Origin of the sequence: Citrobacter sp. MGH104, assembly GCF_001034485.1 — a bacterium.
GTDB lineage: Bacteria > Pseudomonadota > Gammaproteobacteria > Enterobacterales > Enterobacteriaceae > Citrobacter > Citrobacter freundii.
On the sequence record NZ_KQ089819.1, the window covers coordinates 513,025 to 539,804 of the forward strand.

Consider the following 26,780-nt stretch of genomic DNA (forward strand, 5'->3'; position numbering starts at 1 on the left):
TTTTTTTCTGGTATGCCATGCAGCAATACTTAACGCAAGCGAATGTGTTCGGTAATGATTCATAATGTTGAGAACTGGGTTACGCTTTCGCAACATTTTCATTCGAAAATCGCGTGAGAGATAACAATTCGGGAACATTCCCCTAAAGGGAAATTAATAAGGCACTACACTATGGCTATCAGGAAACGAGATAGAGTTATGCGTCGGTTTGCCTCTTTGTTGCTGGTTATGTTTTTAAGCGCCTGTAGCGTGCTACAGGGAACGCCGCAACCCGCACCGCCCGTTGCCGACCACCCGCAGGAGATCCGCCGTGACCAGAGTAATGGGTTACAGCGATTAGGGACGGTTAGCGCGCTGGTAAGAGGCTCTCCGGATGATGCGCTGGCAGAGATCCGTGCCAAAGCCGTCGCGGCTAAAGCTGATTACTACGTGGTTTTATTAGTAGATGAAACCATCGTGACAGGCCAATGGTATTCACAGGCAATTTTGTATCGTAAATAACATTGGGTTGAAATTTAGTCAGCTTTACATTGCTTTGCGCCTCTATGCGTTTACCTGTGCACAATAAACCAACAGCAGGAAGCTTGAGGTTTATTATCGCGATGGAATGCCCTGCCGTGTGTAGGGGTACGAATAATGGAGCTGACGATGAAACAATCTCTTGCCTTATCCTCACTGCTGCTTTCTGCCGGACTGGCAGGCACTACGGCGCAGTCTGCCGAATTCGCCAGTGCTGACTGCGTTACGGGCCTGAACGAAATTGGCCTGATCTCTGTCAGTAACATTGCAGGAAATCTGCAGGATGTAGAACGTGTAATCGCGTTAAAAGCGGATGAACAAGGTGCCTCATGGTATCGGATCATTCAGATGTACGAAGACCAGCAGCCCGACAACTGGCGCGTACAGGCCATACTTTATGCGTAACAGATTGCCGGATGGCGTAAACTTATCTGACCTGGACTGAGCGTAGGCATGATAAGACGCACCCGCGTCGCCATCAGGCAAGTTATTACCGTAACCCCCCCGTTGCCCGCAGGAGCAAATCGTTCAGCACCTGTTCAGACAATCGTAGTCCACCCCGCGTATCAAGCATCATTTGGCACCAGGCCTGCGCCACTGGCGGAGAAGAATAACGCAACATCTGCGCCCCGCAACCGAGCAGGAAAAGCTGCTGCGTAATCTCCCGTCCCAATGCCTCACTGGGTTTACGTAAACGCTGCTGCAACTGACGCACCATTCGATCGTAATGCCGATCCTGCCCCTTTACCTCCGCAAAGGCTTCGCTGAGCATATCGTAGATGCCGGGTTGTTTTGTCAGTACCCGCAATACATCAAGGCACATAATGTTGCCGGAGCCTTCCCAGATACTGTTTACCGGCATCTCACGATACAGGCGCGGCAGCTCACTCTCCTCGCAATAGCCAATCCCGCCCAGCACTTCCATCGCCTCAGCCACAAACGGCATACCGACCTTGCAAACGGAGAATTTCGCTGCTGGCGTGAACAACCTGGCCCACAGCGCTTCTTTGGCATCAGCACGACGGTCCCAGGCCCGCGCCAGTCGAAACAGTAGCGCCGTTTGACCTTCCAGTTGGAGCGCCATCCGGCCTAATACCTGACGCATCATCGGCTGTTCAATCAATGGTTTGCCAAAAACTTGTCGCTGGTGCGCATGATAAATCGCGACGGAAAAAGCACGTCGCATCATGCCGTGACTGCCGAGCGCGCAGTCAAAACGCGTCATCCCGCCCATCTTCAGGATATGGCGGATACCCTCCCCTTCTTCGCCCAATAGCCAGCCAATCGCATCGTGGAATTCAACCTCGCAGCTGGCGTTGGAGCGGTTGCCTAACTTATCTTTCAGTCGTTCAAGACGGATGGCATTACGCTGCCCATCAGGTAAAAATCGCGGTACAAAAAAGCAGGATAAGCCGCCCTTTGCCTGGGCCAGCACCAAATGGGCATCGCTTTGCGGCACGGAGAAAAACCACTTATGTCCCACCAGCCGATACGAGCCGTCGACAAGACATTCTGCCTGAGTGGTATTGCTCAGCACATCTGAACCACCCTGTTTTTCGGTCATCCCCATACCAATCAGTAGCCCGCGCTTTTGCCCTCCGGGCAGTAAATGCGAGTCATAACGGTCGCTTAGCAGCGGCGTCAGCCAGTCGTGAAAGGGGGCGGGTAACATTTGAAGTAACAGCGGCGTAGCGGCAAACGTCATGGTCACCGGACACAACGTGCCTGCTTCAACCTGCGCATGCAGCATGAAACGCGCCGCCCGGGCCACAAACGTTCCCTGCCTCGCGTCTTCTTCCCAGGCCAGATTATGTACGCGGTTGGCGCACAATCCCTGCATCAGCAAATGCCAGGCAGGATGAAAACGCACATCATCCAGCCGCTGCCCCTGCGGGTCGTAGCGCAATAGTTCAGGTGGAAAAGCATTGGCCAGACGACCCAGTTCGAGCGACTCGGCAGTCCCTAGCTGCTGACCAATACTGGCGAGAAGATCGCTATCCCAGCCAGCGCCTTCACGGATAACCGCTTCGCACAGCGCGCCGTCGGACAAATATAAGTTACTGTTATTGAGCGGTACAGGTTGGTTAAAAACGGTGTGCGTTTGCCAGTGCATTGTGTCTCCCTCCGTCAATGGACGTCGCTTTAAGTATGGTCAGAACCCCAGAATTCGCGACGGAAGGAGATCACAAAAGCACGGTTAGCCCGCAATATAATGAGGAATAAAACGAGAAGTATCTTTAGTGATCAAAGTATTATCCTCGCGGATCCCCATACCACAGGCTTCATCATCCACGATCCAACTGCCAATCAACGTGTAGCTATCGCCAAAGCGCGGTAATGGCTGAAATGCCTGATAGATCATCGGTTCTTCCGCGTAATCACCCTCAGCATGCTCCACTATCTGTTGCTGACCATCAAAAATGGTGACGTTACCCCCCTCTCGAGAAAATATCGGTTTGCGTACATAGCTTTCACCTGGCGCAATTTGTGGCGTTTCACCGTCAAACCAGGCGGGTAGCAAGTTGGGATGGTTGGGAAATAAACGCCACAGCAAAGGCATTAGCCCTTTATTGCTGAGCACACTCTTCCACAACGGCTCAACCCACTGTTCGCGGCGATGGCGCAGCAAGGGGCCATTCTCATCTCGCATCATCCACTCCAGGGGATAGAGCTTAAAGGCGCGACGAATGACGTTATCGTCAAGGTCTGTGAGAACGCCGCCAACGCCAAGCCCCAGATCCTCAACGTAAATAAATCGCGATTCTTGCCCGGCCTGCTGTGCGCAATCCTGTAAATACAGCACCGTGGTACGGTCTTCATCGGTATCTTCACAGCAGCAGAAATAGAAGGGATCCGGGCTATAAAGCTCAGCAAAACGGGAGATCAACCGCTCCTGAATAGCGTTGTACTGATCGGCATCGCGTGGAATCACCCCGTTGCGACGCGCATCTTCCAGCCATAACCACTGGAAATACGCTGACTCATAGAGCGACGTTGGCGTATCCGCGTTGTACTCCAGCAGCTTGACCGGCGAGTTATTTCCGCACCAGACAAAATCCATACGGCCGTACAGAGAGGGATCGCGATTGCGCCAGCTTTCGGCAATAACGTCCCAGTACAGCGGCGGGATCGCCAGTTGCTGCATAATCTGTTCGTCGTTAACTGCTCGTTCGACGACATCCAGACACATCTGGTGCAGTTCCGCAGTAGGTTTTTCGATCTGCTCTTCCACTTGTCTGAGCGTAAAGCGGTAAGCCCGACTCTCATCCCAGTAGATTTCGTTATCGATAATATGAAAATCGAAACCGTGATCGTAAGCGATCCTGTCCAAATCTTGCCGAACAGGAACATCATGTCGCAGCATCGTTAACCTCCCCAGTGCCCACGCGCGCTGGACGAACGTCCGTAGCCACCGCGTGAAACCGTCGAAACTTTCTTTGTCGTATAGCTATGGCTGGTCGCGGTATCATTTTTTCCACTACCGGAACGCCAGCTGTAATCCCCAGAAGTCGTGCGCCAGACCGGGCGCGAAGCATAAGAAGAACCGCCGCTGCTGTAGACATACTGTTCGTCGCGATTTTTACGAATGACGCGACTGAGTAAAAAACCGGTGAATACAGGCACCCAGCTTTGATCGGTGCTGTCGAGATAGCAGTCGCCAAACTGGGTCTGACAGCTTTGCTTATTCATCTGCTTTGGCAGGTTGGAGTAGAACTCTGTTTTCGCATTGTTCCAGCCATCAGCACAAACGGTGGCGCTATTGCCATCGTCAATACATTCACTCACCGCGGAGTAAAAGGTACCGTCGCCATCGTTGTCTGCCCCTGCGTCATCACTACACCCCTTGAGGATAAAAAATGCCGCTCCGCCCATAATAGCCAGCGTCAGATACTTTCCGCTGTAACGACTGCGTTTTCTTACAAAGGGGTTAACCGGGCGCCCGATTCGCGTGATGGCAGAATGCCCTGGCGCCCTGTTTTTGTTTCCTGATTTACGTTTTCTTGCCATGATCGTCCATTACCATGTCATGCAGGCGGCGTTAAAAATGCCACCCGCCAGCGCAGCAGTCCCCATAAATAATCCCGCTGCAGTATTATGATTAATAATTTTTTCACTCAGTGTCGGCATATATAAACGCACGCCACCGTAAACGATAAGTTGTATCACCAGCGCGATACCGCCCCAGGAAAAATAATCCGGAATGCTGACGGCGTTAATTGCCGCGCTGGATAACGGAATAACGTAGCCAAGTAACGTACCGCTAAAGGCCAGTGATGCTGCTGTATTATTATTTTTAATCAGTTGCCATTCGTTGTGCGGCGTGATTTTTGAGTAGATAAACAGAAAAACGATCACCATGGCTGCGCCAATAAAAAAATAGGCGCAGAAAGCCAGTAATGAATCCAGTATGTGCATTGTGTAACCTTCCCTGAAATTAACCAATTACATTAAGTGATGTTAATGGAATATCCACACCCAGCGCCCACGAGAATACCCACTCAGGCTCTCCCAGCTCATTAAACGACTCTTCACCGTTCAACAGCAGGTATTCCCATGTATCCTCTGTAACCTGCCGCTGATAACCCATGGTAAAATTATGTACATCCCATGTGGCATGCTGATGATTTTCCACTTTTTCCAGCATATAAACCGGCTCAATGTTCCCCGGCTCTTCCTCGTTAAAAAAGCGCTGCCAGCGCTCTTCCTGCCAAGAGAGCGTTGGCGTACCTATCGCGGATGGGCTAATAGCAGACTGCCAGTTTTTTTTCTGCGAAATCCCGTAGCTTTCTGCATAAACAAAAAATTTGATATCGTCGATATCATCAATGTCTGAGCCGCCCGTGGTATTGATTTGCAGAAACTCTTCTCCGGACGTGTAGTAGCGAAAAATCTGGCTTCCGCCGCCTAAATCGATGTGGCTAATCGCGGCGACGGTGTACTCTTCGCCGGGAAATTCGATCAATAAAGCCTCTTCTAACAGGCGAAACGCCAATGTATTGAGCGTAAACCCGGCATTCAGATGTAACCCCAACGGCCCGCGAACTGGCGCAGCAACATCCGCTTTACCAAATAAACGCTGGAAAAAACTCGTCATCATTTATCCTTAATGATGTGCCAGCCTCCGGTCGATGCTGGCATATATCGCCGTATGATTACTCGCCTTGCTGGCGCTGCAATCGTGCCAGCACATCCTGAGCAGAACTTTTATTGCTTGCGCCAATACCTGCTTCGGCCAGCTTCTCGTCAAGGTCACGCCCATCCGCAACTTTTTCCAGCTGTGCGGCAGCATCCAGACGCGCCTGACGCTCTGCCTGGCGCATTTGCAAACGCTTGAGCGACTCCGCGGCGGTAGACACGCTGGAAGACGCGCCCACAGTTGATGTGGTCACGGCCTGTTGGGCGCGCTGCATCGCTTCTGTCGCCTTTACCACCTCCAGCTGCTGCTCAAACTGCGCAATCCGTTGTGTGGTTGCACTAACCGCTTTTTCGACGCCATCACGAGAGCTCTCAAGGTTAGTGAGCACTTGCTCCTCGGCACTTATGGCATTCTCCAGACGCGCAATTTCTTCTGCAACTTCGTTAATCAGAGACGGGTTAGCGTTTTTACTCAGAGCTTCCAGCGCTCGCGTTTCCAGACTACTTTTGCGTGCCTGCAGATCGCTCAACTTGTCATGACTCAGTTTCACGCGCGCCAGCAGGTCAACCCGCGATTTTCCGGCTTTATCCAGTTCACCCTTCGCATCACGAATATGTTGTTCCAGCATCCGCACACCCTGCGCTTCTTCAATTGACTCTTCCGCCTGAGAAAGTACGGACTTGCCGAGGGTAAACAGGCTTTTTAAAATTCCCATAAATAGCGTTCCTTGTTATTCGTGAGTGTATTCTTCAGTGATTTCAGCCAAATCCAGAGCGTTATCCGCAAGCGTCGTCATCTCCAGGACCACATCATCCAACGATGAGTTCAGGGAAAGCGCCCCAAATGCGACGTAATATTCATCATGCTGAACGCGTGAAATCCCCACGGAAGACAGAGGAAGGAGTTTCTGATTACGCAATAAGAAAACATTAAACTCATCTTGCTGATGAATACTGCTGACAGGACAAATAATGGTTTCAATAATAATCTGGCGGGATGTAAATAACACACTGAGCGGCAAATCGCCATAATCATTCATTTTAATAATTAATGACCGCTCATTATTTTCAATATCTATATTTAATTCTTGAAGAGTTTGTAGTGCTTCAGCAAGCACCTGCGGATTCCATGCCATATATTTCCCATATATTAGTTAATTAGAAATAAATATCATTTTTCAGCCTTTATCATACTTGTTTAAGATAAAAAAAAGCCATCCGAATCAGGATGGCTTTTTCCGAAAATTAAGCTTAGCTGCGCTGACGGACTGCTTCAAACAGGCAGATGCCCGTCGCAACTGAAACGTTCAGCGACGAAACGCTACCTGCCATCGGGATGCTGATGAGTTCGTCACAGTGTTCACGGGTCAGACGGCGCATACCTTCACCTTCTGCGCCCATCACCAGCGCCAGACGTCCGGTCATTTTGCTCTGGTAGAGAGTATGGTCGGCTTCGCCAGCGGTTCCGACGATCCAGATATTCTCTTCCTGCAGCATACGCATGGTGCGCGCCAGGTTGGTCACGCGGATCAGCGGTACGCTTTCTGCCGCACCGCAGGCCACTTTTTTCGCCGTAGCATTCAACTGAGCGGAACGATCCTTCGGTACGATTACAGCATGTACGCCAGCGGCATCGGCGCTACGCAGGCATGCCCCCAGGTTATGCGGGTCGGTGACGCCATCGAGGATCAAAAAGAACGGCTGATCGAGCGTAGCAATCAGATCCGGCAGATCGTTTTCCTGATACTGACGCCCAGGCTTCACGCGAGCAATAATCCCCTGATGTACCGCACCCTCGCTTTTCTCATCCAGAAACTGACGGTTAGCCAGTTGAATGACAACACCCTGTGCTTCCAGTGCGTGGATCAGCGGCAGCAGGCGTTTATCTTCACGACCTTTGAGAATAAAGACGTCCTGGAAGCGCTCAGGCGCACGTTCCAGCAGAGCCTGCACCGCATGGATGCCGTAAATCATTTCACTCATGAATGTACTCGTTAATAGTTTATGCATAACGCGGGCAACACGAGATTGCCCGACTTACTGTTTATGGCAGTTATTGTGCGGCTTTCTTTTTCGCCGCACGTTTAGCTTTGGTGGCGGCAGCGATTTTAAGCGTTTTTGCCGATGGCTTTTTCGCTTTTTTGTCGCCTTTCTTCTCAGCCGCATTCTTTTCCGCCTGAGGTTTGGCTCTGCCTTTTTTCTCGCCGCGGAAAGCGCTGTCCGGCTCGAAATTCACCTTTTTGCCCATCTGACGACGTTTACCGGTATTTTTACCCGCATCGCTTTTTTTGGCTTTTTCGCGCGCAGTTTTACCTTCATTACGCGGCGCACGTTCGCTGGAGATCAAGCTAAAGTCGATCTTACGCTCGTCCATGTTGACTGCTTCCACGCGAACTTCCACGCGATCGCCCAGGCGATACATCTGACCGCTGGATTCCCCCGTCAGGCGCTGCCCAACCTGGTCGAAACGATAGTAGTCGTTATCCAGGGAGGAGACATGCACCAGACCGTCGATAAACAACTCATCAAGACGGACAAAGAAGCCAAATCCGGTGACGCTGGCGATCACGCCTTTGAAGACATTCCCTACCTGATCCAGCATGAAGTCGCACTTCAACCAGTCAGAGACATCGCGCGTGGCTTCGTCAGCACGGCGCTCGGCCATCGAACAGTGCTGACCCAGTTGCAGCATCTCTTCCATCGAATAATGGTAGCCACCCGTTTCCGTGGTGTTGCCTTTATGACCCTGCTCCTGCGCCAGCAGATACTTAATCGCCCGGTGCAAGGAGAGATCCGGGTAACGACGGATCGGTGAAGTAAAGTGTGCATAAGATTGCAGCGCCAGGCCGAAGTGACCACGGTTTTCCGGATCGTAAATCGCCTGCTTCATCGAACGCAGCAGCATGGTTTGCAGCATTTCTGCGTCAGGACGGTCAGCAATCGACTCCAGCAGTTCAGCGTAATCGCGCGGCTCAGGTTTGTTGCCACCTGGCAGCTCCAGTCCCAGCTCTGCCAGGACGGAACGGAACGAGTTAATCGCTTCGGTCGTCGGCTTATCGTGAATACGGAACAGCGCGGGCTCTTTGGCTTTCTCAACGAATCGCGCCGCTGAGATGTTCGCCATGATCATGCACTCTTCAATCAGCTTGTGCGCGTCGTTACGCTGCGTCTGCTCAATACGCTCAATACGGCGTTCAGCATTGAAGATAAACTTCGCCTCTTCACTTTCAAACGAGATACCGCCGCGCTCTTCGCGGGCTTTATCCAGCACTTTGTAGAGGTTATGCAGCTCTTCAATGTGTTTGACCAGCGGTGCGTACTGCTCACGCAGCTCCTGGTCGCCCTGCAGCATGTGCCAGACCTTGGTGTAGGTCAGACGTGCATGGGAACTCATGACCGCTTCGTAGAATTTAAAGCCGGTTAAACGGCCTTTCGACGAAATGGTCATTTCACAGACCATACACAACCTGTCCACCTGCGGGTTGAGCGAACACAATCCATTAGAAAGCACTTCCGGCAGCATCGGGACAACCTGCGACGGGAAGTAAACGGATGTGCCACGGCTGCGGGCTTCCTGGTCCAGCGGAGTCGGCGGGCGAACGTAATAGCTTACGTCGGCAATCGCCACCCATAAACGCCAGCCGCCGCCGCGTTTCTTCTCGCAGTAAACCGCATCGTCGAAGTCACGCGCATCTTCGCCATCGATAGTCACCAGCGGCAGGTCGCGCAGATCGACACGTCCTATTTTCGCCTCTTCCGGCACTTCTTCTTTCAGTCCGGCGACCTGTTTCTCAACAGCCTGCGGCCAGATATATGGGATTTCATGAGTACGCAGGGCCATATCAACAGCCATGCTGGTTCCCATGTTGTCACCCAGCACTTCAACAATTTTACCCACCGCTTTGGTGCGGCGAGTAGGACGTTGGGTCAGTTCAACGACGACCACAAAGCCCATACGAGCGCCCATCACCTCTTCCGGCGGGATCAGGATATCGAAACTCAGACGGCTGTCGTCAGGGACGACAAACCCAACGCCAGCATCGGTGAAGTAGCGACCGACAATTTGGCTGGTTTTTGGCACCAGTACGCGCACAATACGCGCTTCGCGACGACCTTTACGGTCCGCGCCCAGCGGCTGCGCCAGCACCTGATCGCCATGAATGCAGGTTTTCATCTGCTCGCTGGACAGGTACAGGTCATCTTTGCGGCCTTCAACGCGCAGAAAGCCGTAGCCATCACGGTGGCCAATAACGGTACCTTTCAGCAGGTCGAGACGCTCCGGCAGCGCATAGCACTGACGACGGGTGAAGACCAGTTGTCCGTCACGCTCCATCGCGCGCAGACGGCGGCGCAGTGCTTCCTGCTGCTCTTCACCTTCAATGTTGAGTTCAGCGGCCAGCTCATCGCGGTTGGCCGGTTTTTCACGTTTAGTTAAATGTTCGAGGATAAATTCCCGGCTTGGGATAGGATTCGCGTATTTTTCAGCTTCGCGTTCCTGGAAAGGATCTTGTGACATTGAGGTTCCTCCATTGTCAGCTCTGATGGAATTCCTTCGTCTTTCACGACGCCTCTTTGTTGGCTGCCTTTGCTCCCACCAGTCACTTACTTTTGTAAGCTCCTGGCGACTCGCTCAGTTGCCGCCGCGATGCGACGCGAAGTACTTTGGACTTCATTACTCCACCAGCAATAATTTATAAAGCGGTTGATTCTCTTCAACCAAATCAGCAAGTGTGTAGTTGTCCAGCTCCGTGAGAAAACTTTGCACTGCCTTAGAAAGCGCCTGTTTGAGTCGACAGGCCGGGGTAATGTGGCAAAACTCGCTGCTACAGTTGACCAACGATAAGGGTTCCAGCTCGCGAACCACATCACCAATACCAATATCCTTAGCGGGTTTACCCAAGCGGATACCGCCATTTTTTCCTCGAATAGCAGTAACAAAGCCCGCCCGGCTAAGTTGATTGATTATTTTGACCATATGATTACGGGACACGCCGTAGACTTCTGTCACCTCAGAAATACTGGTCATACGTCCTTCGGGAAGTGACGCCATGTAGATTAGCGCACGTAATCCGTAATCGGTGAAACTTGTTAACTGCACATCAACCTCAGGAAAAGGGATAAAACGGATAAACCTGGTGGTATTAATTGTATTGATGATAAACCAGCCACCAGCCAGGTCGCTAATTTATTTCAGTTCGGGAAGGAAAAAAGCGAGGAACTTACGTGATTTCAAGCCGGATTCTGATGCAAAGCACCTTATCCGGCTTGAGATATTGCAAGCGCAGCGCCATTCGACGCCACGCTATAACCAGAATTATGCGTCGAACGGGTCGCGCAGGATCATGGTTTCAGTACGGTCTGGGCCAGTTGAGATAATATCAATCGGCACACCGGTCAGTTCTTCAATACGCTTGATGTAGTTCAGTGCAGCCTGCGGCAGACCGCTACGTTCCTTCACGCCGAAAGTAGATTCAGACCAGCCCGGCATGGTTTCGTAAATCGGCTCGATACCTTTCCAGTCGTCTGCTGCCAGCGGAGTAGTCGTTACTTCACGGCCATCCGGCATACGGTAAGCGACACAGATTTTCACCTCTTTCAAACCGTCCAGTACGTCCAGTTTGGTCAGGCAGAAGCCAGACAGGGAGTTAATCTGTACTGCACGGCGTACAGCAACGGAGTCCAGCCAGCCGGTACGACGACGACGACCGGTGGTCGCACCATACTCGTTACCTTGTTTGCACAGGAACTCGCCAACGTCATCAAACAGTTCAGTCGGGAACGGACCCGCACCTACACGAGTAGAGTAAGCTTTGATGATACCCAGAACGTAGTCCACATAACGTGGGCCCAGGCCGGAGCCGGTTGCCACGCCACCTGCGGTGGTGTTGGAGGACGTTACGTACGGATAGGTACCGTGGTCGATATCCAGCAGCGTACCCTGCGCACCTTCAAACATGACGAAATCGCCACGCTTACGCGCCTGGTCCAGCAGATCGGAAACATCAACAACCATCGAGGTCAGGATGTCGGCGATAGCCATCACATCATCCAGCACTTTCTGGTAGTCAACTGCTTCAACTTTATAGAAATTCACCAGCTGGAAGTTGTGATATTCCATCACTTCTTTCAGTTTTTCAGCGAAGGTTGCTTTATCAAACAGATCGCCAACACGCAGACCGCGACGAGCTACTTTGTCTTCATAAGCCGGACCGATACCACGACCGGTAGTACCGATCGCTTTCTCGCCACGCGCTTTCTCACGAGCGTTATCCAACGCAACGTGATAATCAAGGATCAGCGGACAAGCTTCAGACAGCAGCAGGCGCTCGCGAACCGGGATACCACGATCTTCCAGTCCTTTCATTTCTTTCATCAGCGCGGACGGAGACAGAACAACACCGTTACCGATGATGCTGATGACATTCTCGCGAAGAATACCTGATGGAATAAGATGGAGGACGGTTTTTTCACCGTTGATTACGAGAGTATGGCCTGCGTTGTGACCACCCTGGTAGCGCACAACATATTTAGCCCGTTCAGTCAGAAGATCGACGATCTTCCCTTTACCTTCGTCACCCCATTGGGTGCCCAGTACGACGACGTTGTTACCCATTTTTCAAAATCACCGTTTGCTTAAAAATGGATTCTACCACCGCTTTTTCAGATATACAGCACTTTTTGCATGCGAAAATCCGCAAATTAGTCTACTAATTAATCAGCCAATCGTTTTCCTCAACATGTAGTAGACCACAACGCCCGCAACCACAAGACCGCCACCAAAACGACGCAAAATATTTTCGGGAAGTTGCGCCATTGCAGAGATCATTTTCTTCCATGCGCTGGGATAAAGCATCGGACCCAGCCCTTCCAGCACCAAAACCAGCGCGAGCGCCAGCAAAATTGTTGAATTCATCCATCGCCCTTATATAAAAAGAAAACCACCGCATCCCTGGAGATGCCGGTGGTTTTGCTGCTTTAAAACCGCTGGAACGCGATTAGCGTGTCGCGGAACTCGGTGTCTTCATGTAGCGGAAGAAATCGCTGTCCGGACTCATGACCATCACGTCCTGGTTGCCTTCGAAGCTCTTCTCGTAAGCACGCAGGCTACGGATGAAGGCGTAGAAGTCAGGATCCTGACTAAACGCATCGGCAAACAGCTTAGCGGCTTCTGCATCGCCTTCACCGCGCATGATACGACCCTGACGCTCAGATTCTGCCAGCGTTTTAGTGACTTCATAGTCCGCCGTTGCACGCAGTTTTTCCGCCTCTTCCTGGCCTTGTGAACGATGGCGACGTGCTACCGCTTCACGCTCAGCGCGCATACGGTTGTAGATAGCCTCGGACACTTCAGCAGGCAGGTTGATTTGCTTAATACGCACGTCAACCACTTCGATGCCCAATGCCGCCATACTGTTCGGGTTGATGACCGGTACTTTACCGTTCGTTTCAGCCTGAACACGTTCAGCCGCTTCGGCAATCGCGCTATCTGCTGCCGGAGTCGCCACTTCATCTTCCGTGCCAGCAGAACCGGAGTTCAGCGCGTCACGGACTTCCAGGGTCAGACGACCGCGGGAATCGGTAACGATGTCCTTCACGTCCAGACGACCAATTTCAGAACGCAGACGGTCAGAGAACTTACGTTTCAGCAGGACTTCCGCCTGAGAAACATCGCCACCGCCCGTTGCCAGGTAGTAACGGCTAAAGTCACTGATGCGCCACTTAATGTAGGAGTCAACGATCAGATCTTTCTTCTCTTTGGTAACAAAGCGATCGGCCTGGTTGTCCATGGTCTGAATACGCGCATCGAGCATCTTCACAGATTCAATAAACGGAATCTTGAAGTGCAGGCCTGGTGCAACGACCAGCGGCTTGTTTTCATCGTCACGCAGAACTTTACCAAAGCGCAGAGTAATACCGCGCTCGCCTTCTTTGACCACAAAGACAGACATGAACAGAACTACCAGAACGATGATGATAATCGCAATAACTGACTTACGCATCGTTATTCCCCCTGACGCTGGTAGTCGTTACGCTGCGCATTCGCGCGGCGTTGGTCCATAATATCGCCCTGACTGGTGGACGATGTATTGCTTGCTCCAGTGCTGGAAGTCGTTGCTGGCGGCAGACGCAACAGGTTTGAACTGCTGTCAGTCTTTGCTGCTGGCGCACTACCACCTTTCAGCATTTGATCCAGCGGCAGAACCATCAGATTGCTGCCTTTATCGTTAACCAGGACTTTGCGGGTATTGCTCAGCACTTTTTCCATGGTTTCGATATACAGACGCTCGCGGGTAATTTGCGGTGCGGCTTTATATTCCGGCAGAATTTTTGCGAAGCGAGCCACTTCACCCTGTGCTTCCAGGATGGTCTGAGTCTTATACGCACGCGCTTCTTCCAGAATACGCTGAGCCTGACCGTTTGCACGCGGCTGAACTTCGTTGGTGTACGCTTCTGCTTCACGGATGTACTGCTGTTCGTTTTCACGTGCTGCGATAGCATCGTCAAACGCGGCTTTTACTTCTTCCGGCGGACGTGCAGCCTGGAAGTTGACGTCCAGCAAGGTGATACCCATGTTGTACGGACGGATCGTTTCTTCCAGTTCACGCTGGGTATCGCTACGAATAACGGTACGCCCTTCGGTCAGGATACGGTCCATGGTGTATTTACCGATAACCCCACGCAGGGCGCTGTCAGTTGCCTGACGCAGACTGTCATCCGCACTGGTTACGCTAAACAGGTAACGCTGCGGATCGGTCACGCGGTACTGTACGTTCATTTCGACGCGTACGACGTTTTCGTCAGAGGTCAGCATAACGCCGGATGCGGCAAGTTCACGCACGGCTTCAACGTTGACCGGTGTCACTTCATCGATAAAGGTCGGTTTCCAGTTCAGACCCGGTTCAACCAAATGGCTGAATTTACCGAAGCGTGTCACCACGCCACGTTCCGCTTCTTTAATGGTATAGAAACCGCTAGCCGCCCAGATAATGACGATGGCGGCCGCTGCGATAGTAAAGACTCGACCGCCCAGTTGCGGACGCGGGCCTTGCGATGAACTACCGCCGCCAGAACCAGTACCTTTACCGCCACCCAGACCACCGAGCTTTTTACTCAGTTTGCGGAAGATATCGTCCAGATCGGGAGGTCCCTGCTCGCGACCACCTTTGTTTCCATTTCCCTCAGGGTTGCCGCCAGGTTTGCTGCTTCCCCAGGGGTCGCGGTCTTGTCCGTTATTACCGGGCTGATTCCACGCCATTTTTGTGCTCCATATTTGTTATGCGATGCTATACCTGCGTCTTTTGCGCTGCCGATGCGTTGGCTGCGTCCCTCAACTCCAGTCACATAGTTGACTATGCTCCTGGAGATTTCAGGACTTGCCGCCTTCCTGCCGCACAAAATCCACAAGGTATAGAGGCGAAAAAATCTTCAGGCCATATCCGTCAGATCAGACAACATAGTCTTCCAGTGCCGGTTCTTGTTTACAGAGGCGACGCCAGTCTACGATCGGCATACGAACCTGCAGACCTACGCTGCCGTCTTCCTCCATCCACTCTTTTTCTATTGCCTGAAGTTGATAAAACCGGCTTCTCAAACGCCCTTCCTGCGGCGGCAAACGCAACGTATGCTGCGCCACCTCACCGGAAAGTCGCTCAGTCAAAGCCTGAAAAAGTTGTGGTATACCAATCCCCGTTTGCGCAGATACCCAAACGCGAATGGGTTTATTCTCTTCATCTCTATCGATACGCGGCTCAAAGTCATCCAACATATCGATTTTATTCATCACCAGCAGGGTCGGGATCTCATGTGCATCGATCTCTTCGAGCACCGTGTCGACTGCCTCGATGTTTTCCTGCACACGAAAATCTGCAGCATCAATAACGTGCAGCAGCAATGTCGCCTGACGTGTTTCCTGCAAGGTGGCTTTAAATGCCGCCACCAGGTCGTGCGGCAAATGGCGTATAAACCCTACGGTATCCGCCAGCACGGTCTCACCCACGTCCGCCACGTCTATGCGGCGCAGCGTTGGGTCCAGGGTCGCAAACAGCTGGTCCGCTGCATAAACCCGGGCTTCGGTGATCTGGTTGAACAGGGTGGATTTTCCGGCGTTGGTATATCCCACCAGTGATACGGTTGGGACATCCGCTTTCTTGCGCGACTGCCGCCCCTGCTCACGTTGCTTTTCAACTTTTTCCAGGCGCGACTGTATTTGCAAAATGCGATTACGCAGCAAACGACGGTCGGTTTCGAGCTGGGTTTCACCCGGACCGCGCAAACCAATCCCGCCCTTTTGCCTTTCAAGGTGGGTCCAGCCACGGACCAGACGCGTAGCCATATGGCGCAACTGCGCCAGCTCAACCTGCAACTTACCCTCATGGGTGCGCGCACGCTGGGCAAAAATATCTAAAATAAGACCGGTCCTGTCGATTACAAGACACTGGCACAACTGTTCCAGGTTACGTTCCTGGGCGGGGCTCAGAGCATGATCAAAAATCACCACCGCAGCGCCAGTCGCTTTTACGGCTTCGGCAATTTCGATGGCCTTACCTTCACCAACAAAATACTTCGGGTGCGGTGCTTTACGGCTCCCGGTAATCACCTGCATTGCTTCGACACCGGCGGAAGAAACCAGAGATTCAAACTCCTGGAGGTCTTCCATATCTTTGTCTTGCGAAAAATAGATGTGTACCAGTACCGCCTGCTCACCGGCATCATAACGGTCAAACAAGCGTCAACCCCTTAATATAAATCAACGGGGAACGCAGGATCGCTGGCTCCCCGTATGTAAAACAGCTAATAACCTTATTCGGTTTCTTCGCTGTCCTGTTGCGCAGATGAACCTTGCGCGTTGCTACCGTGATGGTAGTTGCTGCCAGTGCCGCCGGTGGCATTATTGCTGTGATGAGAAACCGGACGAGACGGGACAACAGTAGAAATCGCGTGCTTATAAACCATCTGGCTGACCGTGTTTTTCAACAGGATCACGAACTGATCAAAAGACTCGATTTGACCTTGCAGCTTAATACCATTCACCAAATAAATAGAAACTGGAACACGTTCCCGACGCAATGCGTTCAGGAACGGATCTTGTAAAGATTGCCCCTTAGCCATTCTCTCTTTTCCTTATATGCTTATTTGTACTTTGAACCTTTCGATTCTGAAAAATTGCGCACGATACGTTTCAATTGTACACATTCAGTTCGCGATAGCACCAACAACCTGTAATACTTCGTTTCGCGCCTGGTCAGGCTTTTCACTGTCAAGCCAGTGCACCCCTTCCCAACCACGCAACCAGGTTACCTGTCGCTTCGCCAACTGCCTCGTGGCGCAAACACCTCTATAAACCATTTCATCGTATGAAATTTCACCTTCAATGTATGACCACATCTGGCGATACCCTACACAACGAATGGAAGGCAAATCCGTATGCAAATCTCCACGGGCAAAAAGCGCCCGGACTTCTGCTTCAAAACCTGAAGCTAACATCTGATGAAAACGCTGCTCAATTCGCTGATGGAGCAGTTCACGGCTCGCCGGGGCGATTGCAAACTGATGCACCTGATACGGCAAAGCATCTCCTGACGTTTGCGTCAGCTCCGTTAAAGTTTTACCCGAAATGAAAAAAACTTCCAGTGCCCGGGAAAGTCTTTGCGGATCATTTGGATGAATACGCGCCGCAGCCACCGGATCGATGTCCTGAAGCTGTCGGTGTAACGCGTCCCAACCCTGCTCTGCCGCCTGCTGCTCAATTCTGGCCCTGACTTCCGGGTCCGCCGACGGTAACGGCGACAGCCCTTCAAGCAAGGCTTTGAAATATAACATTGTGCCGCCCACCAGCAACGGGATACGCCCCGCGGCGGTGATATCGGCCATCTCGGCTAACGCATCGCGACGGAAATCCGCAGCGGAGTACGCTTGCGACGGATCGCGAATATCCAGTAATCGGTGCGGCGCGGCCTGTAATTCATCTGCATCGGGCTTGGCTGTACCGATATCCATCCCCTTGTAAATAAGGGCGGAATCAACGCTTATCAACTCTATGGGCAAAACTTTACGCAATTCAATTGCGAGTGCCGTTTTACCGGAGGCCGTTGGCCCCATCAAAAAAATCGCCTTTGGCAGGCTCGCCTTACGGGTATCACTCATGTTTCAGGGCATTCATTACCGAATGTAAATCAACAGGTTGTAACAAACCACCCGGCGGTGCCTTCACGAGTTGTGGGCAAAGCCGCTCAACATCCGCTAACAGCGTAATCGCCTGTGCCATACTCCACTGTGGATGCTCGCTAATCAGGTTACGTGCGATCCACTGCGCAATATTGCCCGGCTCGAATACGGATTGCTGCGCCAGGTAGCCTATCAGTTCAGGAATCAAGATTTGTAAATTTTGTTGGCGTAAGGGTAAAGGCACCGCCCGGATGGTCACATGCTGCGCATCCAGTTGAAATTCAATGCCCAGCTCAGCCAGTTGGCTCTGTCCTTTTTGCAGCGCCGCTTTTTCATCGGCGTTGACTTTTAAACGTAAAGGGATCAGCAACGGCTGGGCGCAAACGGTCCCCTGGTCCGGCGTTAATTGCGCCTGACGCAGCCAACGCTCAGCCACCGGTAATGCCAGCAACCGAATATGGCCATCGCACTCGAGTAACGCGCAGTCTGCACCGACAATCGTTAGCACCCGGCCAAAGCCCTGACTACTGCCACTCAGAGGTACCGATGATGTTTCAGAGACCGGCGTTTTACGCGTTGGAGCCGGCGTCTGCATCAGTTTCTGATAAATTTCGCCCTGCTGCTTTTGGTATCCGGGTTGGGCATGAGGCCAACTAGCCCCCGCCTGACGGCCTGCGCCACTACTGCCGTTTCCAGCGACAGCTGAGTACTGCGGTGTCGCAGGTTCACGCGCGGGAGCCGGCTCGGCAAAATGGTTACGTCCGGCAGCAACGCGGTTTTCCGGGATGTGCCTTGGGGCAGGTTCGTCGTCATCAGCCAACGGCAGCGGCGTTTCAAGCTGCTGTTGCAGGACGCTCAACACGCCCTGGTAAATAAAATCGTGCACCAGGCGGGATTGATGGAAACGGACCTCATGTTTAGCTGGGTGTACGTTGACATCCACTTGATGCGGATCGATTTCCAGATATAGCACAAAAGCGGGTTGTTGATCGGCTCCCAGCTTATCTTCACAGGCCTGGCGGATAGCATGGTTGATCAGCCGGTCTCGCATCATCCGACCATTCACGTAGCAGTACTGGATTTCTGCCAGTGCTGCCGTTGTATGGTTAGGATCGGCCACCCAGCCGCGCAGCGTTAAATCACCATGCTGCCATTCAATCGCCAGCGCATGCTCCAGAAACGGCGTGCCGCAAATCGCGCCCAGCCGGCGCTCTTTCTGCCCATCCACGGCCACTGCCCGGTACTGACGCACCACTTTGCCGTTGTGAGACAAATTAATCGTCACATCAAAACGCGCCAGCGCAATGCGGCGAATAATCTCGTCGATATGATTAAATTCAGTTTTCTCGGTGCGCATAAATTTGCGCCGCGCCGGGGTGTTATAGAACAGATCTAACACCTCCAGTGTGGTTCCCACTGGATGCGCAGCAGGTTTTACCGTCACATCCATGTCGCGCCCTTCAGCATAGGCTTGCCAGGCCTCAGGCTGCTCTTGTGTGCGCGATGTCAGGGTTAAACGAGACACGGAGCTGATACTTGCCAGCGCTTCGCCACGAAATCCGAGGCTCACGATGGCCTCAAGATCGTCAAGCGAGGCTATTTTACTGGTGGCATGACGCGCCAGCGCCAGCGCCAGCTCGTCTTTTTTAATCCCGCAGCCGTTGTCACGAATACGGATAAGCTTCGCGCCGCCGCGCTCAATATCGATATCAATGCGCGTCGCACCGGCATCGATGCTGTTTTCCACCAGCTCTTTCACCACTGACGCAGGCCGTTCTACCACCTCGCCTGCGGCAATCTGGTTCGCCAGCTGTGGCGGTAGAACCTGAATCGGCATGGCTAATCCTTAATTTGTTAACGTGTTACCCGGCGATATGGCGCTGGCGGTTTGCGCCGGCGCGCCCTGCGGTCCGGTTTGCATCGGGTGCGCCTGGAAATAGTTACGCAATCCTTTGTATATCGCCTCAGCCAGTTGCTGCTGGTAATCATCGCTCGCCAACAGACGTTCTTCGCTGTTGTTACTGATAAAGCCAGTTTCAACCAGCACAGACGGGATATCAGGCGAACGCAGTACGCCAAGACTGGCGTGTTCCGGACGGCGCTTATGCATCGAACCAATACGTTCTAACTGGCCGATCATGCTGGTCGCCACATCATACCCGACGCGCTGCGAATGACCGAACTGCAGATCCAGTACGGCCTGGCTGAGATAAGGATCGGACTGGCTGTTTGCCAGCACATCGCCCGCGCCGCCCAACAGCTCCGATTGTTTTTCGTGCTGTTCCAGCCAGCCGGCCATCTCACTGTTCGCCCGACGGTTCGACAGCACCCAAACGGAAGCACCTGTGGCATCACGGTTTGGCGCGGCATCCGCGTGAATAGAAACCAAGAAATTGGCGTTTTGTTTACGTGCGACGTCTGAACGCCCCATCACCGAGATAAAGTAATCGCCATCACGGGTGAGTACGCCTTTAAACATTGGGTCATCATTGAGCAAGCTGCGCAGTTTACGCGCCACGGCAATCGTGACGTTTTTCTCACGCGTGCCGCCAGGGCCAATCGCCCCCGGATCCTGCCCGCCGTGTCCGGCATCAATGGCAATAACCACTTTTTCACCGCTGCCGGTGCTGGCGCGCGCCGCAGGTCGTGTGGAGGTATTACTGTTGGTCACCATCGTGGTGCGATCGTTCTCTGCTTTAAACGGGTTACGCGCAGGCTCGGCAGGACGAGGGGCGACAACCGGCGTTTCAACACGCTTAACAACCACTGGAGGTGGAGGCGGTGGCGGTGGCGCATCAGCTTTGATGGTAAACACAACTGTATAATTGCCGCCGTTCTGTCGTTTAACGGCTTCGGCCTTGCCGTTCTCGGTTAAATCCACCACCAGACGCAAGGACTGCGCATCTTTTGGCGTGCCGGAGCGGATAGATTTCACCAGATTATTGCCGCTAAACAGCAGCGGTAATCCTTGAATCACTCCGGTTTGTTTTATATCCAGCGCGACGGTGCGTTTCCCGTCCTGGCTCACGGCGTATTCAGGCTCGCCAATAAAGCTCAGTGTAATCCGCGCCTGTTGATTGCCATTGGAAACCTGAAGATCGGAGAGGCTGGCGGCCCCTGCCTGCGCGCACAGCAGGACCAGGGTTGCCATCAGCCAGTTTCTGATGCGATAAATCATCCCGCCACCCTTAAGGTTATTCGGCTAAACGCGCCAGCAATAATTCACCCGATGAGGAGACTGCGCTTACGCGCGCCTCTCGACCTTGCGCCTGATATTCAATGTGTATTTCGACGTCCGGGTCTGGCAGTACACCTTTACCTTGTTGCGGCCATTCCACCAGGCAGATGGCATCATTGGCAAAATAATCGCGGATCCCCATAAATTCCAGCTCCTCCGGGTCCGCAAGTCGGTATAAATCGAAGTGATAAACCATCAAGTTATCGAGTGAATAGGGTTCAACCAGCGTGTAGGTGGGGCTTTTTACATTACCTTTATGACCTAACGCTTGCAGAAATCCCCGGCTGAAAGTGGTTTTACCCGCCCCCAGGTCGCCGTACAAATATATAACCGTCGCGCCGTCACAGGCTTTGGCTACCCGCAGTCCCAGGTCTAAAGTTGCCTGCTCATCAGGTAGTGGAATTACTCGATTCATCATGATAAACGTCAATCACATCAGGGTTAACAATACGCTGTAGCGTGGTAAAGAGATCTGTCGCCAGCATGCCGCGCGTACCAAAACGCGCCGCCAGCACATCCGCCGCCGCTCCGTGCGCAACACATCCCGCACATGCTGCATCATACGGGGTAAGCTTCTGTCCGAGCAATGCGCCAATAATACCGGAAAGCACATCCCCCATTCCGCCGCTGGCCATCCCTGCATTGCCAGTATCAATAATACCTAACTCAGCTTGTTCAGCAGCAACAACCGTACCCGCGCCTTTCAGCACTACTACGCCTCCGTACCGTTTTACCAGACGTTGTGCACAAAGTAAGCGATCGTCTTCAATTTCTGCAATGGAACAGCCCAGCAGTCGCGCGGCTTCACCTGGATGCGGCGTGATCACGCGATTGTGACGTTTATCGGGGTTGATTGCCAGCAGGTTCAGCGCATCCGCATCCCAGAGCATCGGTTTGCGAAAATTCTCCACTTTTTGCAGCGCTTTTTTGCCCCACTCCTGCTGACCAAGCCCTGGTCCTATCACCACAACATCCGCCCATGCCAGGCTCTCTTCCAGAGTCTGCGGCGTCAGCGCATCGACCATCAGTTCTGGTCTGGCAGTCAGAACAGGCGCAATGTTCTCACTGCGCGTCAATACTTTGACCAGCCCGGCTCCCGCACGCAACGCCGCTTCACCGGCCATACGTATTGCACCTGCCGTGCCGTGGTCGCCGCCGATAATCACCAGCCGACCGTGGGAGCCTTTGTGTGAGGTGGGCCTACGCGGCGTTAGCCAGTGCGCAAGCTGTTGAGCATCAAAACGTTGCAGCGGCGCGTTCTGCCCCGCCAGCCAGTCGTCCAGCCCGAGTGCGTTAACATGCAGACGTCCGGTGACATCGCGTGCTTTACCGGTGAGCAGACCTGGCTTGAGCGCAATAAAGGTAACGGTATGCGCAGCGTTGATGACTGCCCCCGGCGTCGCCCCCGTCTGCGCAAGCAGGCCGGAGGGAATGTCGATTGCAATTGTAGGGGCTGGGTGGCTATTGGCACGTTCGATCAACGCCGGGAGAGGTTCACGCGGCGCGTTTTTTAAGCCAGTACCTGACAGCGCGTCGATAATGACGTCCACACTGTCTGGCCAGTTAATATCAGCAGCATGAATAACGCCACCGGCGTTAAGCCAGGCGTCGTGCGCCTGCTGCGCTTCCTCGGGGAGCGGTTTATCACTCTCGTGCGTCAGCAACGTAACATTAAAACCCTGCGCTTTGGCAAGTCTTGCCACCACGTAACCATCACCGCCGTTGTTGCCGTGACCACATAGCACCAGCCAGTGTTGGGCGTTCGGGTAAGCCTCACGGGTGACCTGAAACGCCGCCTCTCCCGCCCGTTGCATCAGCTCATACAACGTCAGCCCTAAACTGTCTGCCGCCTCTCGCTCCATCCGCCTGATATCATCGGCGTGCCAGATGGAGTGTGGTATACTTGCGGGGTTTTTCTTCATTGTATGGTCCGTCATGTCAGAGCCCCTCGATCTCAATCAGTTAGCGCAAAATATTAAGCAGTGGGGGCTGGAGCTTGGCTTTCAGCAGGTCGGTATTGCCGATACCGACCTCAGCGAAGCAGAGCCCAAACTGCAGGCCTGGCTGGATAAACAATACCACGGCGAGATGGACTGGATGGCCCGTCACGGCATGATGCGCGCCCGCCCCCACGAATTGTTGCCCGGTACGCTACGTGTCATCTGCGTACGTATGAACTATCTTCCTGCCAAAGCGGCCTTTGCCAGCACGTTGAAGAACCCTTCTCTGGGTTACGTCAGCCGTTACGCGCTTGGCCGCGACTACCATAAGCTGCTACGTAACCGCTTAAAAAAGCTGGGAGAGATGATTCAACAGCACTGCGTTTCGCTGAATTTTAGACCTTTTGTCGATTCTGCGCCCATTCTTGAGCGTCCTTTGGCGGAAAAAGCCGGGCTTGGCTGGACAGGTAAGCACTCACTAATCCTCAATCGCGAAGCCGGTTCATTTTTCTTCCTCGGGGAATTACTGATCGATTTACCCTTGCCGGTCGACCAACCAGCAGAAGAAGGATGCGGGAAATGCGTCGCCTGCATGACAATCTGTCCCACCGGGGCCATCGTTGAACCCTACACCGTAGATGCGCGCCGCTGTATCTCTTATCTCACTATCGAACTGGAAGGCCCGATACCGGAAGAGTTTCGTCCATTGTTGGGGAATCGAATTTACGGCTGCGATGATTGCCAGCTCATTTGCCCGTGGAACCGCTATTCACAGTTGACGACAGAGGATGACTTCAACCCGCGCAAGCAGCTTCATGCTCCGGAGTTAATAGAGCTGTTTAGCTGGAGCGAAGCGTGGTTTTTAAAAGTCACGGAGGGGTCTGCCATTCGTCGTATTGGCCACCTGCGCTGGCTGCGAAATATCGCCGTTGCGTTGGGTAATGCTCCCTGGAATGACGCTGTTATTCTCGCGCTGGAAAGTCGCAGAGGTGAGCACCCACTTCTCGACGAACACATAGACTGGGCGGTTGCTCAGCAAATCGAGAAGCGAAATGCCTGCGTAGTTGAGGTGCAGCTACCGAAGAAACAACGTTTGGTCAGGGTCATTGAGAAGGGTCTGCCGCGCGACGCTTAAGTCATCCACAGCTTGTGTATAAAAATAAAAACACATTGATATTCAAGAAGGAAAAAATCGTCAAGTGATCGCATTAACAATTTGAAATGATAATTAAGTCAATAATTTCAATTAATTAAAATGATACTATTTACCCGGCGAAGCTTTTTGCATTCCAGGAATAATACCCGAACCTGTGGATAAGTCTGTTTACAAGAGTATGTCAATGACGAAACAAAACGTCCCCAACGCGATTATTCGTTGTGGATATTTTTATTGAGGTAAGAATTTGGAGCGGGAAACGAGACTCGAACTCGCGACCCCGACCTTGGCAAGGTCGTGCTCTACCAACTGAGCTATTCCCGCATAATCTTCGTCTTTCGAACCGCTACTGCGTTGGCTGCCTTCATTCGCCTGAGTCACTTACTTCAGTAAGCTCCTAAGGACTCATTCAGTTGCCGCCTTGTCGCAATTCGAAATCCTGCGATTGGTGGTCTGTGCTTATAAGCACTTTCAAATTTTGGAGCGGGAAACGAGACTCGAACTCGCGACCCCGACCTTGGCAAGGTCGTGCTCTACCAACTGAGCTATTCCCGCTTGGGTGTGTCTTTGCTTTACAAGCATTTTCAAATTTTGGAGCGGGAAACGAGACTCGAACTCGCGACCCCGACCTTGGCAAGGTCGTGCTCTACCAACTGAGCTATTCCCGCAAATTTGTTGCTGTCGTAATTCGCATTTCTGCGTCGTTACGGGAGGCGCATTATACGAGAAATCCGTTTAGCTGCAACCCCCTTGAATACGTTTTTTTCGAAAATTCGTTCAAGTGATTACTTTGCAATCAAGCTGAACAATTTAGCGTCAAAAAGCCGGTGACGCAAGCCACCGGAGAACAAAATCAAAGCTTAATAAAATGTTCGCGATAGTAAGCAAGCTCAGCAACAGATTCACGAATGTCGTCCATCGCCTGATGTGTTCCCTGCTTGGTGAAGCCAGCCAGGATTTCCGGCTTCCAACGACGCGCCAGTTCTTTGAGCGTGCTGACGTCCAGATAGCGATAATGGAAATACGCCTCCAGCTCCGGCATGTATTTAAACAGGAAACGACGATCCTGGCCGATGCTGTTGCCACAGATAGGTGATTTCCCTTCCGGAACCCACTCTTTCAAAAAAGCCAGCGTGGCCAGTTCTGCTTCACGATCGCCCATGGTGCTCGCCTTCACGCGTTCCACCAGCCCGCTACCGGTGTGCGTACGTACGTTCCAGTCATCCATTAATGCCAGTTGTTCGTCGGACTGGTGCACCGCAATTGTCGGTCCTTCTGCCAGAATATTCAGGTTGGCATCCGTCACCAGCGTGGCGATCTCAATAATGCGATCGCGCTCGGGATCCAGACCTGTCATTTCCAGATCGATCCAAATCAGGTTGTTTTCATTGGCACTCATGCTATTTTCCACCCTTCAGCGTCACATTCAGTGTGACTACATTGATCTAAAATTGTGTGTATCATAAATGTTTTGCCCATCATGGGCGACCAGGAGCCAGTCCGATTGAGTAAGAATAAACTCTCCAAAGGCCAACAGCGCCGTGTGAACGCCAATCACCAGCGTCGTCTCAAAACGTCCACGGAGAAGCCCGACTACGACGACAACCTGTTTGGCGAAACCGCTGAAGGCATCGTTATCAGCCGTTTTGGCATGCATGCCGACGTAGAGTCTGCTGACGGTGAAATTCACCGCTGCAACATCCGCCGTACAATTCGCTCGCTGGTTACTGGCGATCGCGTAGTCTGGCGCCCGGGTAAAGCGGCGGCTGAAGGCGTGAATGTCAAAGGTATCGTTGAAGCGGTACACGATCGTACCTCGGTACTGACACGTCCCGACTTTTACGACGGGGTAAAACCTATTGCCGCCAACATCGACCAGATCGTTATTGTCTCAGCCATCTTACCCGAGCTGTCACTCAATATTATCGACCGATATCTGGTAGCCTGCGAAACGCTACATGTTGAACCAATTATCGTACTGAATAAGATCGATCTGCTTGATGATGAAGGCATGGCCTTCGTTAACGAACAGATGGATATCTATCGCGACATTGGCTATCGGGTGTTGATGGTATCCAGCCGTACTAAAGACGGCCTGAAACCACTTGAAGAAGCATTAACCGATCGCATCAGCATTTTTGCCGGTCAGTCGGGCGTAGGTAAATCCAGCCTGCTCAATAATCTTCTCGGCCTGCAGGAAGAGATCCTGACCAACGATGTCTCCGACAACTCCGGTCTTGGACAGCACACTACCACGGCCTCTCGCCTGTATCACTTCCCGCACGGCGGCGACGTTATCGACTCCCCTGGCGTACGTGAGTTCGGACTGTGGCATCTGGAGCCGGAACAAATCACGCATGGCTTTGTCGAATTTCATGACTACCTGGGCCATTGCAAATACCGCGACTGCAAGCATGATACCGATCCAGGCTGCGCTATCCGTGAGGCTGTAGAAAAAGGGGCCATAGCCGAAACCCGGTTTGAAAATTATCACCGCATCCTGGAAAGCATGGCGCAGGTAAAAACGCGTAAAAACTTTTCTGATACAGACAACTGACAACTAAGCTAAGCATCGCTAGAATCGTCCCCCTTTTTTCAGGATCCGGCCCACATGCCGGATCGGGAA

26 protein-coding genes and 3 tRNA genes are annotated in these 26,780 nt (G+C 52.6%); 4 read left to right on the top strand and 25 right to left on the bottom strand.

What is annotated here, in order from left to right; genetic code table 11:
- Window positions 1-171: 171 nt before the first annotated feature.
- Complete coding sequence (gene bsmA / locus SK34_RS20770; protein ID WP_003025640.1) at window positions 172-501, top strand: biofilm peroxide resistance protein BsmA; 330 nt, start codon at window positions 172-174, stop codon at window positions 499-501.
- A 147-nt stretch (window positions 502-648) separates the two neighbouring features.
- Window positions 649-924 carry a DUF1471 family protease activator YjfN gene (yjfN, locus tag SK34_RS20775; protein WP_003025637.1) on the top strand — a complete coding sequence of 92 codons (276 nt, stop codon included), beginning with the start codon at window positions 649-651 and terminating at the stop codon, window positions 922-924.
- A gap of 85 nt (window positions 925-1,009) precedes the next feature.
- Here yjfN and SK34_RS20780 read toward each other — a convergent pair whose 3' ends face one another.
- The 21 genes from SK34_RS20780 to nnr form a co-directional block, all read right to left on the bottom strand.
- On the bottom strand, window positions 1,010-2,632 hold the full coding sequence (locus SK34_RS20780; protein ID WP_048234106.1) for an isovaleryl-CoA dehydrogenase: 1,623 nt from the start codon (window positions 2,630-2,632) through the stop codon (window positions 1,010-1,012).
- Between the two features lie 84 nt (window positions 2,633-2,716).
- A complete protein-coding gene (locus SK34_RS20785; RefSeq protein ID WP_048234107.1) occupies window positions 2,717-3,883 on the bottom strand; it encodes a glutathionylspermidine synthase family protein in 1,167 nt (388 codons plus the stop codon).
- Between the two features lie 2 nt (window positions 3,884-3,885).
- Window positions 3,886-4,527 carry a DUF1190 domain-containing protein gene (locus SK34_RS20790; protein WP_048234109.1) on the bottom strand — a complete coding sequence of 214 codons (642 nt, stop codon included), beginning with the start codon at window positions 4,525-4,527 and terminating at the stop codon, window positions 3,886-3,888.
- Between the two features lie 9 nt (window positions 4,528-4,536).
- Window positions 4,537-4,935, bottom strand: a complete 399-nt coding sequence (locus SK34_RS20795; RefSeq protein ID WP_048212886.1) for a DUF350 domain-containing protein — start codon at window positions 4,933-4,935, stop codon at window positions 4,537-4,539.
- A gap of 19 nt (window positions 4,936-4,954) precedes the next feature.
- Window positions 4,955-5,614 (bottom strand): YjfK family protein, encoded by a 660-nt coding sequence (locus tag SK34_RS20800; protein ID WP_048234110.1) that lies wholly within the window; start codon window positions 5,612-5,614, stop codon window positions 4,955-4,957.
- Between the two features lie 58 nt (window positions 5,615-5,672).
- A complete protein-coding gene (locus SK34_RS20805; protein WP_048234111.1) occupies window positions 5,673-6,371 on the bottom strand; it encodes a PspA/IM30 family protein in 699 nt (232 codons plus the stop codon).
- A gap of 15 nt (window positions 6,372-6,386) precedes the next feature.
- Window positions 6,387-6,791, bottom strand: a complete 405-nt coding sequence (locus SK34_RS20810; RefSeq protein ID WP_003025618.1) for a YjfI family protein — start codon at window positions 6,789-6,791, stop codon at window positions 6,387-6,389.
- A 115-nt stretch (window positions 6,792-6,906) separates the two neighbouring features.
- Entirely contained in the window at window positions 6,907-7,638 is a 732-nt protein-coding gene (gene rlmB, locus SK34_RS20815; protein WP_003025615.1) for a 23S rRNA (guanosine(2251)-2'-O)-methyltransferase RlmB, read from the bottom strand.
- Window positions 7,639-7,708: 70 nt separating this feature from the next.
- A complete protein-coding gene (gene rnr / locus SK34_RS20820) occupies window positions 7,709-10,171 on the bottom strand; it encodes a ribonuclease R (protein WP_046670813.1) in 2,463 nt (820 codons plus the stop codon).
- Window positions 10,172-10,327: 156 nt separating this feature from the next.
- Window positions 10,328-10,753, bottom strand: a complete 426-nt coding sequence (nsrR, locus tag SK34_RS20825; protein WP_003025609.1) for a nitric oxide-sensing transcriptional repressor NsrR — start codon at window positions 10,751-10,753, stop codon at window positions 10,328-10,330.
- 216 nt (window positions 10,754-10,969) lie between these two features.
- Window positions 10,970-12,268 (bottom strand): adenylosuccinate synthase, encoded by a 1,299-nt coding sequence (gene purA / locus SK34_RS20830; protein ID WP_003025606.1) that lies wholly within the window; start codon window positions 12,266-12,268, stop codon window positions 10,970-10,972.
- Between the two features lie 102 nt (window positions 12,269-12,370).
- Window positions 12,371-12,568, bottom strand: coding sequence for a DUF2065 domain-containing protein (locus tag SK34_RS20835; protein WP_003025602.1), 198 nt, complete (start codon window positions 12,566-12,568; stop codon window positions 12,371-12,373).
- An 82-nt stretch (window positions 12,569-12,650) separates the two neighbouring features.
- Window positions 12,651-13,655, bottom strand: coding sequence for a protease modulator HflC (gene hflC, locus SK34_RS20840; protein ID WP_003025595.1), 1,005 nt, complete (start codon window positions 13,653-13,655; stop codon window positions 12,651-12,653).
- A gap of 2 nt (window positions 13,656-13,657) precedes the next feature.
- A complete protein-coding gene (gene hflK / locus SK34_RS20845; RefSeq protein WP_003025593.1) occupies window positions 13,658-14,911 on the bottom strand; it encodes an FtsH protease activity modulator HflK in 1,254 nt (417 codons plus the stop codon).
- A gap of 189 nt (window positions 14,912-15,100) precedes the next feature.
- Complete coding sequence (gene hflX, locus SK34_RS20850; RefSeq protein WP_003025589.1) at window positions 15,101-16,381, bottom strand: ribosome rescue GTPase HflX; 1,281 nt, start codon at window positions 16,379-16,381, stop codon at window positions 15,101-15,103.
- 74 nt (window positions 16,382-16,455) lie between these two features.
- A complete protein-coding gene (gene hfq, locus SK34_RS20855) occupies window positions 16,456-16,764 on the bottom strand; it encodes an RNA chaperone Hfq (protein WP_003025584.1) in 309 nt (102 codons plus the stop codon).
- Window positions 16,765-16,848: 84 nt separating this feature from the next.
- Window positions 16,849-17,799, bottom strand: a complete 951-nt coding sequence (gene miaA, locus SK34_RS20860; RefSeq protein WP_003839486.1) for a tRNA (adenosine(37)-N6)-dimethylallyltransferase MiaA — start codon at window positions 17,797-17,799, stop codon at window positions 16,849-16,851.
- A complete protein-coding gene (gene mutL, locus SK34_RS20865; protein ID WP_048234113.1) occupies window positions 17,792-19,657 on the bottom strand; it encodes a DNA mismatch repair endonuclease MutL in 1,866 nt (621 codons plus the stop codon). Before mutL ends, miaA begins: the two co-directional genes overlap by 8 nt.
- A 9-nt stretch (window positions 19,658-19,666) precedes the next feature.
- Window positions 19,667-20,998, bottom strand: coding sequence for an N-acetylmuramoyl-L-alanine amidase AmiB (amiB, locus tag SK34_RS20870; RefSeq protein WP_016149446.1), 1,332 nt, complete (start codon window positions 20,996-20,998; stop codon window positions 19,667-19,669).
- 16 nt (window positions 20,999-21,014) lie between these two features.
- Window positions 21,015-21,476, bottom strand: coding sequence for a tRNA (adenosine(37)-N6)-threonylcarbamoyltransferase complex ATPase subunit type 1 TsaE (tsaE, locus tag SK34_RS20875; protein ID WP_003025570.1), 462 nt, complete (start codon window positions 21,474-21,476; stop codon window positions 21,015-21,017).
- Window positions 21,448-22,995: a bifunctional ADP-dependent NAD(P)H-hydrate dehydratase/NAD(P)H-hydrate epimerase gene (gene nnr, locus SK34_RS20880; RefSeq protein ID WP_048234114.1), complete on the bottom strand. Its 1,548-nt coding sequence runs from the start codon at window positions 22,993-22,995 to the stop codon at window positions 21,448-21,450. The genes tsaE and nnr overlap by 29 nt, the downstream gene beginning before the upstream one ends.
- Here nnr and queG point away from each other — a divergent pair.
- Window positions 22,994-24,133 (top strand): tRNA epoxyqueuosine(34) reductase QueG, encoded by a 1,140-nt coding sequence (gene queG / locus SK34_RS20885; RefSeq protein ID WP_044699183.1) that lies wholly within the window; start codon window positions 22,994-22,996, stop codon window positions 24,131-24,133. The two genes, nnr and queG, sit on opposite strands and share 2 nt — an antisense overlap.
- A gap of 269 nt (window positions 24,134-24,402) precedes the next feature.
- Here queG and SK34_RS20890 read toward each other — a convergent pair.
- From SK34_RS20890 to orn, 4 genes are all read right to left on the bottom strand, one after another.
- Window positions 24,403-24,478: transfer RNA gene (locus tag SK34_RS20890), tRNA-Gly, on the bottom strand.
- Between the two features lie 155 nt (window positions 24,479-24,633).
- Window positions 24,634-24,709: transfer RNA gene (locus tag SK34_RS20895), tRNA-Gly, on the bottom strand.
- Window positions 24,710-24,746: 37 nt separating this feature from the next.
- Window positions 24,747-24,822 (bottom strand) — tRNA-Gly (locus SK34_RS20900).
- 185 nt (window positions 24,823-25,007) lie between these two features.
- Window positions 25,008-25,553 carry an oligoribonuclease gene (orn, locus tag SK34_RS20905; RefSeq protein ID WP_003839477.1) on the bottom strand — a complete coding sequence of 182 codons (546 nt, stop codon included), beginning with the start codon at window positions 25,551-25,553 and terminating at the stop codon, window positions 25,008-25,010.
- A 105-nt stretch (window positions 25,554-25,658) separates the two neighbouring features.
- Between orn and rsgA the strand changes: the two genes are divergently transcribed.
- Window positions 25,659-26,711, top strand: coding sequence for a small ribosomal subunit biogenesis GTPase RsgA (rsgA, locus tag SK34_RS20910; protein ID WP_003025561.1), 1,053 nt, complete (start codon window positions 25,659-25,661; stop codon window positions 26,709-26,711).
- Window positions 26,712-26,780: the final 69 nt, after the last annotated feature.

Coding starts and splice junctions, on each gene's coding strand:
- bsmA (WP_003025640.1), top strand. CDS start 172: ATGGCTATCAGGAAACGAGATAGAGTTATGCGTCGGTTTGCCTCTTTG.
- yjfN (WP_003025637.1), top strand. CDS start 649: ATGAAACAATCTCTTGCCTTATCCTCACTGCTGCTTTCTGCCGGACTG.
- SK34_RS20780 (WP_048234106.1), bottom strand. CDS start 2,632: ATGCACTGGCAAACGCACACCGTTTTTAACCAACCTGTACCGCTCAAT.
- SK34_RS20785 (WP_048234107.1), bottom strand. CDS start 3,883: ATGCTGCGACATGATGTTCCTGTTCGGCAAGATTTGGACAGGATCGCT.
- SK34_RS20790 (WP_048234109.1), bottom strand. CDS start 4,527: ATGGCAAGAAAACGTAAATCAGGAAACAAAAACAGGGCGCCAGGGCAT.
- SK34_RS20795 (WP_048212886.1), bottom strand. CDS start 4,935: ATGCACATACTGGATTCATTACTGGCTTTCTGCGCCTATTTTTTTATT.
- SK34_RS20800 (WP_048234110.1), bottom strand. CDS start 5,614: ATGACGAGTTTTTTCCAGCGTTTATTTGGTAAAGCGGATGTTGCTGCG.
- SK34_RS20805 (WP_048234111.1), bottom strand. CDS start 6,371: ATGGGAATTTTAAAAAGCCTGTTTACCCTCGGCAAGTCCGTACTTTCT.
- SK34_RS20810 (WP_003025618.1), bottom strand. CDS start 6,791: ATGGCATGGAATCCGCAGGTGCTTGCTGAAGCACTACAAACTCTTCAA.
- rlmB (WP_003025615.1), bottom strand. CDS start 7,638: ATGAGTGAAATGATTTACGGCATCCATGCGGTGCAGGCTCTGCTGGAA.
- rnr (WP_046670813.1), bottom strand. CDS start 10,171: ATGTCACAAGATCCTTTCCAGGAACGCGAAGCTGAAAAATACGCGAAT.
- purA (WP_003025606.1), bottom strand. CDS start 12,268: ATGGGTAACAACGTCGTCGTACTGGGCACCCAATGGGGTGACGAAGGT.
- SK34_RS20835 (WP_003025602.1), bottom strand. CDS start 12,568: ATGAATTCAACAATTTTGCTGGCGCTCGCGCTGGTTTTGGTGCTGGAA.
- hflC (WP_003025595.1), bottom strand. CDS start 13,655: ATGCGTAAGTCAGTTATTGCGATTATCATCATCGTTCTGGTAGTTCTG.
- hflK (WP_003025593.1), bottom strand. CDS start 14,911: ATGGCGTGGAATCAGCCCGGTAATAACGGACAAGACCGCGACCCCTGG.
- hfq (WP_003025584.1), bottom strand. CDS start 16,764: ATGGCTAAGGGGCAATCTTTACAAGATCCGTTCCTGAACGCATTGCGT.
- miaA (WP_003839486.1), bottom strand. CDS start 17,799: ATGAGTGATACCCGTAAGGCGAGCCTGCCAAAGGCGATTTTTTTGATG.
- mutL (WP_048234113.1), bottom strand. CDS start 19,657: ATGCCGATTCAGGTTCTACCGCCACAGCTGGCGAACCAGATTGCCGCA.
- amiB (WP_016149446.1), bottom strand. CDS start 20,998: ATGATTTATCGCATCAGAAACTGGCTGATGGCAACCCTGGTCCTGCTG.
- tsaE (WP_003025570.1), bottom strand. CDS start 21,476: ATGATGAATCGAGTAATTCCACTACCTGATGAGCAGGCAACTTTAGAC.
- queG (WP_044699183.1), top strand. CDS start 22,994: ATGTCAGAGCCCCTCGATCTCAATCAGTTAGCGCAAAATATTAAGCAG.
- nnr (WP_048234114.1), bottom strand. CDS start 22,995: ATGACGGACCATACAATGAAGAAAAACCCCGCAAGTATACCACACTCC.
- orn (WP_003839477.1), bottom strand. CDS start 25,553: ATGAGTGCCAATGAAAACAACCTGATTTGGATCGATCTGGAAATGACA.